This window comes from Herbaspirillum sp. SJZ106, from assembly GCF_006715495.1.
GTDB lineage: Bacteria > Pseudomonadota > Gammaproteobacteria > Burkholderiales > Burkholderiaceae_D > Herbaspirillum.
Genome location: NZ_VFNI01000002.1, coordinates 212,905 through 227,691, shown reverse-complemented (window position 1 = coordinate 227,691; position 14,787 = coordinate 212,905). Strand labels below are relative to the sequence as shown.

Annotated in this window: 12 protein-coding genes; 4 read left to right on the top strand and 8 right to left on the bottom strand. The window is 63.7% G+C overall.

Features of this window, described 5'->3' with window-relative positions; genetic code table 11:
* Nucleotides 1-74: 74 nt before the first annotated feature.
* The 5 genes from tcuB to FB598_RS06200 form a co-directional block, all read right to left on the bottom strand.
* Nucleotides 75-1,277, bottom strand: coding sequence for a tricarballylate utilization 4Fe-4S protein TcuB (gene tcuB / locus FB598_RS06220; RefSeq protein ID WP_141913992.1), 1,203 nt, complete (start codon nt 1,275-1,277; stop codon nt 75-77).
* Nucleotides 1,264-2,673 (bottom strand): FAD-dependent tricarballylate dehydrogenase TcuA, encoded by a 1,410-nt coding sequence (tcuA, locus tag FB598_RS06215; protein WP_141913993.1) that lies wholly within the window; start codon nt 2,671-2,673, stop codon nt 1,264-1,266. The genes tcuB and tcuA overlap by 14 nt, the downstream gene beginning before the upstream one ends.
* Before the next feature lie 85 nt (nt 2,674-2,758).
* Nucleotides 2,759-3,700 carry a LysR family transcriptional regulator gene (locus tag FB598_RS06210; protein ID WP_141913994.1) on the bottom strand — a complete coding sequence of 314 codons (942 nt, stop codon included), beginning with the start codon at nt 3,698-3,700 and terminating at the stop codon, nt 2,759-2,761.
* A gap of 206 nt (nt 3,701-3,906) precedes the next feature.
* Complete coding sequence (locus tag FB598_RS06205; RefSeq protein WP_141913995.1) at nt 3,907-5,211, bottom strand: MFS transporter; 1,305 nt, start codon at nt 5,209-5,211, stop codon at nt 3,907-3,909.
* Nucleotides 5,212-5,240: 29 nt separating this feature from the next.
* The gene (locus FB598_RS06200; RefSeq protein ID WP_141913996.1) at nt 5,241-6,038 is read right to left on the bottom strand and encodes a substrate-binding domain-containing protein; all 798 of its coding nucleotides are present in this window, start codon (nt 6,036-6,038) and stop codon (nt 5,241-5,243) included.
* A gap of 92 nt (nt 6,039-6,130) precedes the next feature.
* Here FB598_RS06200 and FB598_RS06195 point away from each other — a divergent pair, with 92 nt between their 5' ends.
* A complete protein-coding gene (locus FB598_RS06195) occupies nt 6,131-7,087 on the top strand; it encodes a LysR family transcriptional regulator (protein ID WP_141913997.1) in 957 nt (318 codons plus the stop codon).
* A gap of 260 nt (nt 7,088-7,347) precedes the next feature.
* Here FB598_RS06195 and FB598_RS06190 read toward each other — a convergent pair whose 3' ends face one another.
* Complete coding sequence (locus FB598_RS06190; protein WP_141913998.1) at nt 7,348-7,878, bottom strand: GNAT family N-acetyltransferase; 531 nt, start codon at nt 7,876-7,878, stop codon at nt 7,348-7,350.
* 239 nt (nt 7,879-8,117) lie between these two features.
* Here FB598_RS06190 and FB598_RS06185 point away from each other — a divergent pair, with 239 nt between their 5' ends.
* Nucleotides 8,118-8,876, top strand: a complete 759-nt coding sequence (locus FB598_RS06185) for an SDR family NAD(P)-dependent oxidoreductase (protein WP_183405698.1) — start codon at nt 8,118-8,120, stop codon at nt 8,874-8,876.
* Nucleotides 8,877-8,887: 11 nt separating this feature from the next.
* On the opposite strand, the gene FB598_RS06180 is transcribed toward FB598_RS06185, so the two are convergent.
* Nucleotides 8,888-9,793 carry a LysR substrate-binding domain-containing protein gene (locus FB598_RS06180; protein ID WP_141914000.1) on the bottom strand — a complete coding sequence of 302 codons (906 nt, stop codon included), beginning with the start codon at nt 9,791-9,793 and terminating at the stop codon, nt 8,888-8,890.
* A gap of 259 nt (nt 9,794-10,052) precedes the next feature.
* On the opposite strand from FB598_RS06180, the gene FB598_RS06175 reads away from it, so the two are divergent.
* Both FB598_RS06175 and FB598_RS06170 read left to right on the top strand, forming a co-directional pair.
* Nucleotides 10,053-11,330 carry a ribulose-bisphosphate carboxylase large subunit family protein gene (locus FB598_RS06175; protein WP_141914001.1) on the top strand — a complete coding sequence of 426 codons (1,278 nt, stop codon included), beginning with the start codon at nt 10,053-10,055 and terminating at the stop codon, nt 11,328-11,330.
* A 2-nt stretch (nt 11,331-11,332) separates the two neighbouring features.
* Entirely contained in the window at nt 11,333-12,745 is a 1,413-nt protein-coding gene (locus tag FB598_RS06170; RefSeq protein ID WP_141914002.1) for a four-carbon acid sugar kinase family protein, read from the top strand.
* A 219-nt stretch (nt 12,746-12,964) separates the two neighbouring features.
* On the opposite strand, the gene FB598_RS06165 is transcribed toward FB598_RS06170, so the two are convergent.
* A complete protein-coding gene (locus FB598_RS06165; protein WP_221292241.1) occupies nt 12,965-14,785 on the bottom strand; it encodes a TRAP transporter large permease subunit in 1,821 nt (606 codons plus the stop codon).
* Nucleotides 14,786-14,787 lie beyond the last annotated feature (2 nt).

The following is a 14,787-nucleotide window of genomic DNA, read 5'->3' as shown; positions in this document are numbered from 1 at the left end:
TCAAGACGAGCCTCAATGACGGGCCTTTCTCTTTTTATTGACCCGTCCTGGCCGGCCTCGGTGGATCGGGCGAATCAGGTGGATCCGGGATCGATGTGGACGGCCTGTCGTTTTTCGATGGCGGCTTTGAGCAGTGCTGCGCAGCGGTAGATGCCATGGGCGAACTTGCCGTAGGGGAGCGTGGCGAACAACGCCATCACGCATCCCAGGTGCAGGGCCAGCAGTGCCGCCATGGCAGCGCTGTCGCGCCAGGCCAGCAGCGCCAAGCCCGTCAGGCTGGTCAACAGGAGCAATACGATGAAGCCGCGGTCCATGGGGCGTTGCCTGATATCGCCATGCTCGGGATGGCGCCGCAGGTTCAGCCACAGCAGGCCGGCCGGCCCGATCAGCAAGCCGATGCCGCCGGCCGTTCCCAGCAGGACGGGCAAGCTCAAGATCGGATAAGGCGCCTCCATCCCCAGCGCATAGTGATAGAAGGTCGCCACCGTAGTCGCCGCCAGGCACAGCATGAAACCGTAGAAAGTGAAGTGGTGAAAGCGCCGGCGCAACAGGGTGAACGCGTCGTCGGATTCGTTGCATCCCTCGCCGTGACCTCCCCCCAGATAAGTCAGCGCGAGCACATTGCCGGTCGTTTCGAGCACGGCGCCGGCGCTCGCCGTTCCGGCCGAGACATCGCGCCAGAAACGCGTCACGCCGATGCCCAGCGCCAACACGGAGAATCCGAAAACCGCGCCGAACATCCCGGCCAACTGGTTGTGGGGAAACACCGCATAGAAGTTGGCGCCCAGCTGACCGCCGGCCAGCGTGCCATTGGCCGCCAGCGCCATCAGCAGGAACAGCGCCAGGCCGGCCACCAGCGCCAGCGCGACCGCCAATCCGTTGCGCTTGTACAGCGCCCCGGCCGCCGCCGGCCACACATAGCTGGCATAGGTGTCGAGCCGCACCTTGGCCATGGCCTTGGGCACGTTGACCGCAAATTCATGCGGTGGCGCGTACTGGCAGGAGTGGTAGCAGGCGCCGCAGTTGTGGCACAGGTTGGCCAGGTAGTGGACATCGGCCTTGCCGAATTCCAGCCGCCGCGTCATGGCCGGGAAGACCGCGCAAAAACCTTCGCAATAGCGGCAGGCATTGCAGATCTGCATCTGCCGCGCCACTTCGGTTTCTTCGGCGTTCATCGCCGCGATGGGAATGATGCGCCGATGTGCCGGCGCCGGGGAGGAACCGGCATTGCCGGCATCGTCGCGCGCCTGCCTGGCCAGGGTTTCAAGTTTGTGCATTTTCAACTCCAGATTGCCGTGTGGCGAACTGCGCCGCCTGGGCGCCGGCGATGCGTCCAAAAGCGGTGCCGATGGACATGCCTACTCCGGCGGTATAGCCCTTGCCGAGAACATTGCCGGCCATCATTTCACCAGCCACGAACAGGTTCTCGCTGGGCTGGCCGGAGAAATGAGCTTGGGCCTGCTCATTGACCTTCAGGCCCAGGTAGGTAAATGTCACGCCAGGCCGCAGGGCGTAGCCGTAAAACGGCGCCTTGTCGATCGGCCGTGCCCAGTGGGTCTTGGGGGGATGCAGATGTTCGGTGCGGCAGTCGTCCAAGACGGTATGGTCGAAACGGCCGCCGCTGCAGGCGGCGTTATAGGCTTCGACGGTCTGGACGAAGCGCGCCTCGGGCACGCCCAGCTTGCGGGCCAGTTCCGCCAGGGTGTCGGCCTTCTCGCCGGGAAATACCGGCGGCATGAAGTGCCCGACCGCCTTGGCGTCAATCACCGAATAGGCGATCTGCCCAGGCTGCTGCGCCACAAGGCGTCCCCAGATGGCATAGCGCTTGGGCCAGAAATCCTCGCCCTCGTCATAGAACCGCTCGCCATCGCGGTTGACCACCACGCCCAGCGAGACGCAATCGATACGGGTGCAAATGCCGCCGTCATACAGCGGCGCCCGCGCATCGATGGCCACCATATGGGCTTGGGTCGGATCGCCGATTTTGTCGGCGCCGGCATCGATCATGAAACGCAGCAGGTCGCCCCGGTTGAAGCGGGTGCCGCGGATCAGGAAATTATCGGCCGGCCATTCCCCGCGCTCGTTCGGCCCCCAGGCCTCGCGCAGCCATTCGCGATTGGATTCGAAGCCGCCCGCAGCCAGCACGCAGGCGTGCGCCGCGAAACGGCGGCTGCCGCTGCGCGCGGCGACGAAGCGTGCGCCATCCAGCTCGATGGCGTCAACCGGCGTGTCGTAGAGAACCTGCACCCCCAGCGCCTCTGCGCTGCGGTAATAGGCGTTGACCAAGGCCTTGCCGCCCCCCATGAAGAATGCATTGGTGCGGGCCACATGCAAGGCGCCCGACAGCGGCGGCTGGAAGCGCACGCCGTGCTTGCGCATCCAGGGCCGGCAGATGGCCGAGGCCCGGATCGTGAGGCGGGCCAGGTGCTCATTGGTGAGGCCGCCGGTAACCTTCAGCAAGTCTTGCCAGTATTCCTCTTCCGGATAGGCATCCACCAGCACGTCCTGCGGGCCGTCGTGCATGCAGCGCAGGTTGCGGGTGTGCTGGGAGTTTCCGCCGCGCCAGGCGCGCGGCGCCGATTCGAGCATCAACACCGAGGCGCCGGCCTCGCGCGCCATAATGGCGGCGCACAGCGCGGCGTTGCCGCCGCCGATGACTAGAACGTCGATCATCGCCGTCCCCTCCTTGAGATATGTCCAGGAGACGACTATAGGCACGCCGGCCCCGCGCCGCTATCGGCGGGCCGGCAAGAGATATTCAGTTTTTGTGAAGGGTGGTGGGACGCAGGGCGGCGCCAGGCCAGCGTCCCTCTTCCACCTGCTTGCGCGCCACCTCCGCCAGCAGCACGCGGGCGGCCAGGCCGGCCGGGGACAATTCGTCATCCGATACGCTGACGATCAGGTTCGGCCGCGTGGCGTCGCCGCCGGCCAGCGGCACACTGGCCAGGCCGGCGTTCTCCGAACGGGCCAGCGCGGCGCCAGGCTGGATGGTGGCGCCAATGCCGGCGCGCACGGCATCCATCAGGATGGGCAAGCCGTCGACTTCCATCACGATGCGAGGCGCATAGGCCGCATGCTTGAACGCCGTATCCAGCAAGGAGCGCAGCCCGTGCTTGCGGGTCGGAAGAATGAGGGGCAAGTCTCCCAGCGATTTCAACCGTGCCTGGCGCGCCGCGGGCATGCCCGGCAACGCCGCCGCGCCGATGACGAACAGGCGCTCGTCGAGCAAGGGCATCACGCTCCAGCGCTGTACCGGCTCTTCCTGAAACAGGATGGCCAGATCGATCTGGCGCGCCCCGAGCATGGCCCCCAAATGGCCGGACAGGCTTTCCACCATGCGCAGGCGCACATCCGGATAACGCGCCCGCATCGCCGCCATGAACGCCAGCCCCATCACGCCCGCCGTGCTGGAGGCCATGCCAACGCTGACATGGCCGGACAGGCGTGCTTGGCGGGCCGCCAGCGCCGCGTCGTCGATATGCCGCAACGCCAGCTGCGCCTGCTTCAGAAAGGCGATCCCGGCGTCGGTCGGCACCACGCCGGTGGAGGTCCGTTGCAGCAAGCGGGTCGCCAGTTCGTTCTCCAGCCTGGTGATCTGCTGGCTCAGGGTCGAGGTCACCATGCCCAGCTCCAGCGCGGCCTTGCCGATGCTGCCGTGTTCAACGATGCTGGCAAAATATCTTAGCTGGCGGATTTCCATACAAGGCCCGGGATCAGTGCATTATTTTTCAGGAGGCGTTTCGCAACGGCGCGCTCCCTCTGTTGCGCACAAATCTTAACATCCCGTGCCATCGGCCGGCTGGCGAAGACAAGCTCCCTCCGGACTGCCCGCATGATCCCGGCGGCCGCGGCGCGGAGGGGTTTTCCTTCCCGATCCTTCCGCCGCCGGCGCGCTTACCGACTCGCTTACCGGCTCGCCTGCCCCACGCCGCCGATGGCCGTATCGCGGCCTTGGTTGCGATACAGAAGAACCGTGGCAACCAGTCCGCATACGGCAGCGAAGGTCATCCAGTAACCGGGGGAAGCCTTGTCGCCGGTTGCTTCGATAAGCCAGGTAGAGACCAGCGGGGTAAAGCCGCCGAAAATCGCCGTCGCCAGGCTATAGGCGAGCGAAAAGCCGACCGTGCGCACATGGGCAGGCATCACTTCAGTGAGCGCCACCACTGCCGCGCCGTTGTAGCTGGCATAGATAAAGGACAACCACAGTTCGGTGACCAGCAAATTCCGGAAACTGATGTTGGCGACCAGCCAGCTCATCACCGGATAGGCGGTCAGGATCGCCAGCAGCGTGAAGACGATCAGGACCGGGCGCCGCCCCACCTTGTCGGATACGGCGCCCATGATGGGCAGCCAGATGAAGTTCGACAACCCGACGCAGAAAGTCGTAATCAGGCTTTCCGATGCCGACAGTTTCAGGACGTTCTTGCCGAAGGTCGGCGTGTAGACGGTGATCAGGTAGAAGGAAACCGTCGTCATGACCACCATCATCATCCCGGCGATGACAATCCTCCAGTTCTGGGCGATCGACGCCACAATTTCGCCGAAGGACGGATGGTGTTTGCGCGCCAGGAACTCTTCCGTTTCCTGGAGCGAACGGCGGATGATGAAAATCACCGGCACGATCATGCAGCCGATAAAGAACGGAACGCGCCATCCCCAATCGCTGATCTGGGCCGGCGCCAGCCACTGGCTCAGCAGATAGCCGATCAGCGCGGATGCCATGATGGCGGCCTGTTGGCTGGCGGATTGCCAGCTCACGTAGAAACCTTTGCGGCCTGGCGTCGCCATTTCCGCCAGGTACACGGAAACGCCGCCCAGCTCGACGCCGGCCGAGAAGCCTTGCAACAGGCGCCCGATGAGAACCAGGACCGGCGCGGCGATGCCGATCGACGCGTATCCCGGCACAAAAGCGATCAGTACGGTGCCGACCGCCATGATGCTCAAGGTGACGATGAGGCCTTGCCGGCGCCCGACGCGGTCGATGTAGGAACCCAGGATGATGGCGCCCAGGGGACGCATGAGGAAGCCCGCGCCGAATGTGCCGAACGTCAGGATGAGCGATACGAACTCATTGTCGGACGGGAAAAAGGTCTTCGAAATGTAGCTGGCGTAAAAGCCGTACAGGAAGAAGTCGAACATTTCCAGGAAATTGCCGCTCGTCACGCGAATGACGGTCGACAGTTTCGATGGTTTGGCGTGTTGGTTATGCATTATTGTCTCTCTCGCTCGCCTGGTTCAGTTTATTGTCGGTGCCTGGGAGCCGGGTCCAGCCCCGCTTGCCTGATGATGTCCTGCGCTTCCGGGGAGGCGAGGTAGTCCAGCAGCTCACGGGCCGCTTCCGGCTGCCGCGCACCGACGACGATGCCCGCAGAGAAGGGAGTCACCTGTTGCGCCGCCTCCGGCAGCGGGCCGACGATGTCGATGCCGGCCAGGGGCTTCAACTCGGATAGCTGCTGGAAGCCCAGCTCCGCTTCACCGCGCGCCACCACGTTGCCGACGGGTTCGGCCGGAATCATGCGGGCTTTTCCCTTGAGCTGTTCCTCCACTCCCAAACGCTTGAACAGGACCGTCGACAGGTAAACGCCGCTGGCGCTATCGGAATACGCAATCGAATGCGCGGCGAGCAAGGTCTTCTTCAAGGCATCAATGCTGGAGATGTCCGGCTTGGGGGCGCCGGCCTTGACCGCCAGGCCGATGCGGGACAAGGCCAGCAGCTCATGGTCTTTTTGCGACACCTTGCCGGCCTTGACCAAACCATCCAGCGAATCGCCAACCATGATGACCACGTCGAATTGTTCGCCCCGGGCCAGGCGATTGGGAATCGCTTGCCGGGTCTCGCCCATGGAAGGCCCCCAATCGGAAATCAGCTTATGGCCGGTCTTCTTCTCGAAGCCCGGGCCCAGCGCCTTGTACGCCGCGGCAAAGCCGCCCGAGCTGACCACGTGGATATCCGCCGCCTGGGCCCAACTTGCGACCGAGACGAGCGCCAACGCGAAGACCACACGTTTGAATTGAACGGCCAGAGAATTCCTTTTCATCACGGTCTCCTTCAGTAGAGTTATTGAAACTTGCAATATTGGGCAAATCTGTTTAAAAAGTTAAATGCATTTAATTTAACGATTAATAAACAATGCGCATCAATATCGAGACCAGTGAAATTCAGGCGTTTGTCGCCGTGGCCCGGCAATCGAGCTTCAAGGCCGCGGCAGAAGGGCTTTTCATCTCCCAGCCCGCCCTCAGCAGGCGCATCGAGAACCTTGAACATGCGCTCCAGGAACGTCTGTTCAACAGGACGACGCGGCGCGTTTCCCTCACGCGCGCCGGCGAGATTTTTCTCACCCATGCCCTGGCAGTGCTGGAGGAGCTCGACATTGCCATGAAGAACGTCGAGCAAGGAACGGTTCACAGGAGGGAGCACGTCACGGTCGCCTGCATTCCTTCGGTGGCCACCCGCGTCCTTCCGCGCGTATTGCGGAAATTCTCGCTGCAGCATCCCAACGTCAGGGTGAAAGTCATCGACGAAAGCGCCATCGACGTTCTCGAAAGCGTTCGCAAGGGGGAGTCCGACTTCGGCATCAACTTCATCGGCGCGCAGGAAGCGGACATCGAGTTTGAAGAAATCGCCAATGAACACTATCTGGCGGTGATGCCGGCGGATCATCCGCTTGCGCACCTGGGGTCGGTTTCGTGCGAAGCGCTCTGCGGCGAAAGGCTGGTCTCGGTCTCGTCAAGCAGCGGCAACCGCGGCGTCATCGATCGCGCCTTCGCCAGGATCCAGGAGCGGCCCGTCATCCAGTACGAAATCAACCATGTCTCCGGCGCCATCAGCCTCGTGGCGGCCGGCGTCGGCATCGCCTTGCTGCCGGAGCTTGCCATCACAGGCGCGCCCTATACCGGCATCGTTTCAAAGCGCCTTACCAGGCCCGTCATCACGCGCCCGTTGGGCCTGATCACCCGCAAGGGCAATGTGCTTCGGCCCGCCGCGGAACTCATGGCCAAAGAAATGCGTGCCGCCATTTTAGCCAGCACCTCCAGGACAACCCGCAGCAGCAACAAGATCCAGGTCATACAGAAAGACGATGGCTGAATACCGGCTGGGCACTTTGCCCCATACCCCCTCAATTCAAGGTGTTGCGAGGCCGATTGAATCGGTTCGGTACGCCAGTCGCAAGTTTGGCCAGCGGTTGTGTCGTTACCGGATTGAGCAGGGCATGCGCCGGTATCGATCACCCACCCCACCTGCGCCGGCACTTCGTACTGAGCGTTGATATTGCTGAGGAATTCGCTCCCGAGGCAGAAGAATAGCGCGCCGGTCGCAATGACAGGTCTTGCTCTTTTTATTTCTCGTCATTCTGTCGCATTGAATGCGTCATGGTAGGCAACCTCGCCGGTGGGCATGCCGCCATTCAACGCAAGCGCCTGGAAATATTCGGGGGGAACGCCCGGATAAAAAAGCCCCTCATGAACGCGGAACCCGAATCGGCCATAGTAATTAGGATCGCCAAGGACGACACATCCTTGCGCATTGCTTGCCTTGAGTTCGGACAGCGCCTCCCTCATCAGTGCGGAGCCGATGCCTTTTCCCTGGTGCCCAGGCAGGATGGAAATGGGGCCGAGACCGTACCAGCCAGCCACCCCGGTCACTCCCGCTACTCCGGCCGCAATGCTGACGGGCGAAATGGCGACATGGCCGACTATATTTCCATCGAGCTCGGCCACAAGGGAAATGGATAGCTGATTGCTTCTCCGCAAGGCATCGACAATCCAGTGCTCCGTGTGACTGGAATACGCCGCATGCCTGAATGCCGCTTCAGTGACATCCCGGATTGCGCCGATGTCGGAATGCTCTTCCGGGCGGATCTTGATTTCGTCTCTCATTGATTCTTCTCCTGGTTCAGGTGTTCCGGCCCGGATTTTCGCATTCCGCATGCCGCAGGAAAAGGACATTGGCCGCCTTCAGGCCGCCGCCATGCCATTTCCACCTGTGACTTTTGCTCACATTACCGGGATTTCATATCGTTTGCCCGCCGCATACCCGTCTCTTAAGATGCAGCGTAGACGTGATGGTTTCAGGCTGCGCGCGTCATTCATCAACCCAATACCTACCCAGAAAAAACATGGAGAACAATACCAAAGTCGCCATCGTTACCGGCAGCGCCAGCGGTATCGGCGCAGCATCCGCCCTCACGCTGGCCCAGCGCGGCTACCGCGTCGCCATTGCCGACCTGCGCGCAGATGCCGCCTTGGCAACTGCGCAACATTTCCAGGCGCAAGGCTTGCAAGCGATGGCCGTGGCAGTCGACGTGTCGGATGAAAACAGCGTGGCCAAGATGGCCGAGGCGGTCATCGGCAAGTGGGGGCGGATCGATGCGCTGGTCAACAGCGCCGGGCTGGAAAGCGCCAAACCTTTCCTCGACATCGCGCCTGCCGAATTCCGCAAGGTGATGGAAGTCAATACCACCGGAACCTGGTTGTGCTGCCAAGCGGTATTGCCGCACATGGTCAGGCAGGCTGGCGGCGCCATCGTCAACATCAGCTCGATTGCCGGCATCCGCGGCGGCGGCATGCTGGGCACGGCGGCCTATGCCACCTCAAAGGGCGCCGTCATCGCCATGACCAAATCGATCGCCCGCGAGTTCGCCAAGACCGGCGTACGCGCCAACGTGGTCGCGCCCGCTTTCACCCTGACCGATTTCGTGGCCCGCCAGCTGGAAACCAAGCCGGCTGGTTTCGTCGATACCATCATGGCGTCCACGCCCCTGGCGCGCGGCGCGCAGCCGCATGAAATCGCTGCGGTCGTGGCCTTCCTGGCGTCGGATGAATCGTCGTTCGTGACCGGCTCGGTCTACAACGCCGATGGCGGTTCGGCGATGTAAGCAAGCACGGTTCAGGCAGCGCCTTCGGCGGCGTCCAGTTCCTGCTTCAGCCACGCCACCAGCGCATCGGCCTGGTGGCGTCCGGCCATATGCGGCGCCACCCACAGCACCAGGTGGTGCGGTCCCGGCACAAAACCGAACGGCGCCACCAGGGCGCCCGAACGCAGTTCGTCGCGCACCAGCATGCGCGGGACATTGGCCACGCCCAATCCGCATTTCGCCGCCTGGATCAGCAGGTAGAAATGCTCGAAGGCCTCCGCGATGACGGGCTGCACTCCGGCCTGGCCGGAAGCGTCGCACCACTCTTGCCAGGCCTGCGGGCGCGTCTTGGTGGCCAGCAGGCGCACCCGGGCCAAATCGGCCGGGATGCGCAGGCTGAATGAGCGCATGTATTCCGGCGTGCACACCGGCCCGATCCACTCCGGCACCAACTCGATGGGCACAATGTCACGCGGCGGCTCGATGGTATTGATGCGGATCGCCACGCTCACGTTGTCGCGCGCGAAATCGACATGGCCATGGTTCATGTTGAAGCTGACCTTGATGTCCGGATAGCGGTCGTGGAACTGCGCCAGCCGCGGCAGCAGCCAATACATCATGATGGACTCGGAACAGGAGAGGATCAACGGCCCCGGCTTGACCTGCTCCACGCTGGCCTGGATCAGGTTGAAGGCGCGCGACAGCCCTTCCGCGAGCCGCGCGCCTTCCGGGGTAGGTTCGGTCGAATGGGCGTTGCGCATGAGCAGCATGACGCCCAGCGTGTCTTCCAGCGAGCGGATATGCCGGCTCACCGCGCCATGCGTGACCGACAGCTCTTCGGCCGCCGCGCCGAAGCTGCGCAAGCGCGCGGTCGCTTCAAACGCGCGCAGCGCATTCAGGGACGGGCGGGGTATCCGCGTTGGCGCAACATATGCCATCTGGCATGTCTCCTCTGTTCTGCATGCCCGGGGGTGTCGTGCAGAGACGATGGCACGGGCAATCCTGGTGTGGCCTGTCTTCGCTATTGTGAGTTTTTTGCAGGGCGTCCAGAAATCATATCGTTTGATGCTTTTGACGGTCAATCTTATATTCGACACTGGCCGCCCGGTGTGCGCCATCCCAACTCAAACGACAAGAGACGACCTTGCTGCGCCATACGACAACACCATACGGCGCTGCCAATAACCCGTAGCCGACATGCCAAACCAACCTTCTCCACGCAAAGAATTCACCGCCCGCTATTTCGTCGAAAGCACCGTCCCCATTCCGAAGGCGGCGGAAATCATCGCCGGCGAACAATCCAGCGGGACCTTTCTTTCCCTGCCCGGCGAAACCGAAGAGCTCAAGCAACGTTCGCGCGCCCGCGTCACCCATGTCGCCATGCTGCCGCCGGCCATGGAGCCGTCGCTGCGCAGCGCCCACGCCGAACGCAACGGCCATCAAGGCGTGTTCCATCGCGGTGAAATAGAAATCGCCTTCCCGTGCGCCAATGTCGGCGCCAACCTGCCTTCGCTGCTGGCCACCGTCGCCGGCAACCTGTTCGAGCTGGGCGAGATCACCGGCCTGCGCATCCTCGACATCGACATGCCGGACGATTACGCCGCGCGCTTTCCCGGCCCCAGGTTCGGCATCGAAGGCACACGCGCATTCGCCGGGGTGCATGGCCGCCCCATCGTCGGCACCATCATCAAGCCGAGCATCGGCCTGTCGCCTGAACAAACGGCGGAAATGGTCGATGCGCTATGCGCGGCCGGCATCGACTTCATCAAGGACGACGAACTGCTGTCCGATCCCGACTACGCCAGCTTCGACGCCCGCCTGCAAGCCGTCATGCCGGTGCTCAAGCGCCATGCCGACCGCCTGGGACGCATGCCCATGTATGCCATCAATATCTCAGGCAGCATCGAAGAGCTGCGCCAGCGCCATGACGCCGTGCTGGCTGCCGGCGGCACCTGCGTGATGGTCAGCGCCAACTGGGTCGGCTTTGCCGGGGTAGAGCATCTGCGCCGCCACACGCAGTTGCCGATCCACGGCCATCGCAATGGCTGGGGCGCGTTCACGCGCTTTCCCCATCTCGGTTTCTCGTTCACCGCCTACCAGAAGCTGTGGCGCCTGGCAGGGGTGGACCATCTGCACGTCAACGGCCTGCGCGGCAAATTCTGGGAACCGGACGATTCCGTGATCGCTTCGGCCAGGCAGTGCCTGGCCGGTTTCGCCGGCACCCGGCCGCTGATGCCGGTGTTCTCTTCCGGGCAATGGGCCGGACAAGCGCCCGACCTGTACCGCCTGCTGCAATCCACCGACCTGATGCACCTGGCCGGCGGCGGCATCATCGGGCATCCGCAAGGAATCGCAGCGGGCGTGGCCAGCATGAAGGAAGGATGGGAGGCGGCAGTGTCGGGCGTCTCGCTGGAACAATATGCCCAGACCCGTCCGGCGCTGAAGGCGGCACTGGCTTATTTCAACAAGGACTGAGCATGCGCGGCAACGGACAATCCCCGACCTTGCGCCTGGCATTCTATGGCGACGATTTCACCGGCTCGACCGATGCGCTCGAAGTGCTTGCCTTCTCCGGACTGCGTTGCGCGCTCTTTCTGAAAGCGCCCACGCCGGCCATGCTGGAGCGGCTGGGCGGCTTCGACGCCATCGGCGTGGCCGGCGACAGCCGCGGCATGTCGCCGGCGGAAATGGATGTCGCCCTGCCGCCGGTGTTCCAGGCGCTGCACGCCCTGGATGCGCCCATCGTGCATTACAAGGTGTGCTCGACCTTCGACAGTTCGCCGGCCATCGGCAGCATCGGCCGGGTCATGGAGATCGCGCGCGCCCAGATCGGCGCCGATGCGATTCCCATCGTTGCCGGCACGCCGGCGCTGCAGCGCTATTGCCTGTTCGGGAACCTGTTTGCGCGTTCGGGCACCGACGGCCGGGTCTACCGTATCGACCGCCATCCCATCATGCGCCGCCACCCCGTCACGCCGATGGATGAAGGCGACCTGGCCGCGCACCTGGGCCGGCAAACCGCACTGCCGATCGGCAATTTTCACCTGCCCTTGTTCGAACTTGCGCCGCAGGTGCGCGAACAGGAACTGGATGCGCAGTTTGCCGACGCCGCCGCCGTGCTGCTCGATACCGCCAGCAGCGATCACCTGACCGAGCTCGGACGGCTGCTGGAGCGTGAAGCGCAATTGCGCCGGGCATCGCGCAAAACGCTCTTCGCCGTCGGCTCTTCAGGCCTGGAATATGCGCTGACCCAATGGTGGCAATCGCAAGGCCGCTTGCCGCAAGCCAGCCGCAGTTACCGGCATGTGGATGCCGCCGCCTGCATCCTGGCCGTCTCAGGCAGCGCCTCGCCGCTCAGCGCGCAGCAGGTCGATGCCGCCATCGATGCCGGCTTTGAAGAGATCGCCGTCGACGCGACCGCACTGGTCGGCGACGACACCTGGCAAGACGCGCAGGCGACGATGGCGCGACGGGCCGTCGCCGCGTTGCACGCCGGGCGCAGCGTCATCATCCATACCGCGCGCGGCCCCGGTGATGCGCGCATCGATGCCATGATCGCCAGCCTGGCGCAGCGCGGCATGGACCGCGAACAGGCGCGCCACCAGGGCGGACGCCTGCTGGGCCAGCGCCTGGGCCTGCTCACGCAAGCCATCCTCAAGGCGGCGCCGCTGCAGCGCCTGATCCTCTCCGGCGGCGATACGTCCAGCCAGATCACGCAGGTGCTGGGGCCGGACGCGCTGGAAATCTCGGCCAAGCTGGCGCCGGGCGCCCCATTGTGCCAAGTCATCTCCGACAAGGAAGAATTGCGCGGATTGGAAATTTCCCTGAAAGGCGGCCAGATGGGCAATGCCGATTTCTTCGTCACGGCATTGCGCGGCAACAACCTTTGAACCGTCGTCGTCGCATCCTCTTCCTTCTCCATTTTCCCCCCTCCGCTGATACCCATCCGGCCCAGTCCGGCGGGTATCGCTTTGTCGTGCCGATTCCCCAGCTGATTCCCGCGCTGATTCCCGCGCTGTTTTCTCCGCCGGTCCGTCGCACATAAAAAAAGGCGGCAACCGGAGTTGCCGCCAAATCCACATACCAAGCTGCGGAATGTGTTTCCGATATCAGAGGAACCCGATCGAGATCCACGGGATGGCCGCGACCACGATGATGCCGATCAGCAGCGCGACCATGTAGCCGATGATCGGTTTGATGCCGGCATCGGGATGGGTCTTGCTGACCGCGCAGGCGCCGTAGTAGCCGACGCCGAACGGCGGCGAGAACAGGCCCAGGCCCATCGACAGGATCACCACCATCGCGTATTGCACCTCATGGATGCCCACCTCGCGGGCGATCGGGAACATCAGCGGCCCGAACAGCACGATGGCGGGAATCCCCTCCAGCACGCTGCCCAGCACCACGAACAGCACGATCGACATGGCCATGAAACCGATCGCCCCACCCGGCAGGTTCTCCATGAACAGCGCCAGGTTGTGCGAAAAGCCGGACTGGGTCAGCGACCATGCCATCGCCGTGGCGGTGCCGATGATGATGAGGATGGCGCCGGACAGGGCCGCCGTTTCCACCAGCATCGGCCCGATGCGTTTCCAGTTGAAGGTGCGGTACAGCAGCAGGCCGGCAACGACGGCATACACGATGCCCACCGTCGACACTTCGGTGGCGGTGGCCACGCCTTCGACCACCGCCACCCGGATCACGACCGGCAGCGCCAGCGCCGGAATGGCCACCAGCAAGGTGCTGCCGACTTCGCGGCCCGAGGCCCGCGCCGCCGACGGCGTCGTCTTGCGGGCGCGCCACCAGACCAGGACGCACAAGGCCAGACCCAGCACCAGGCCCGGCAGCAAGCCGCCGGTAAACAGCGCCGAGATCGATACGCCGGTGACCGAACCGATGGTAATCAACACAATGCTCGGCGGCACCGTCTCGGTCTGGGCGCCGGTGGCCGACAGCAATGCCACCAGCTCGCCCGGCTTCTCCCCGCGCTTGGTCATCTCTGGAAACAGGATCGGCGCCACCGCCGCCATGTCCGCCGCTTTCGACCCCGAAATTCCGGAAATCAGGTACATCGCCCCCACCAGCACATACGACAAGCCGCCCCGGACATGCCCCAGCAACGAGGCCAGGAAATTGATCATCGCCTTGGCCATGCCGGTCATCTCGATCAGCAAGCCTAGGAAAACGAACATCGGCACCGCCAGCAACAGCAGCTGCGACATGCCCTCGTCCATCCGGCTGACCACGATTTCCAGCGGCATCGTAGTCGACAGCGACAAATAGGAGAACGTCGCCAGGCCGAACGAGAAGGCGATCGGCATGCCGCTGAGCACCGTGAAGCCGACCACGCCGACGAAGAAGATCAGCAAGTTGAGGTTGCCCAGGTCCTTGAGCAGCGGGCCGCTGAACTCCAGCGCGAACACCGCCAGCGCCACCATGCAGATGCCGCCGAGCATCTGCTTCCAGCCGATCGCCAGCAGGCGGACGATGCACATGGCCAGCATGCAAAGCACCGCATACATGATCCCGGCCACGCGCCAGCCATCGTTGAACTCCAGCGCCGGCGTCACCAATCCCCATTGCTGGCTGATGAAGGCCCATGCCGGCGCCAGGATCAGGCCGAGGAACAGCATGCTGGACATCAGGGCGACGTTGTCCCAGATCTTGCCCCACTCTTTTCCCGCACGGTTGACGATGGCCGTCATCCGCATGTGCGCACCGCGATGCAAGGCGGTGGCCGCGCCGGTCATCGCCAGCCAGAGGAACAATATCGCCGCCAGCTCATCGCCCCAGGACAAGGGGTTGTGGAAGGCATACCGCATCACCACGCCGGAAAACAGCAGCACGATCTCCGCCAGCACCAGCAGCGCGGCCGGCACGGCCACCATCAGCCCCAGCGCATGGTCGATGCGCTTGAGCCAGCCGGGCATGG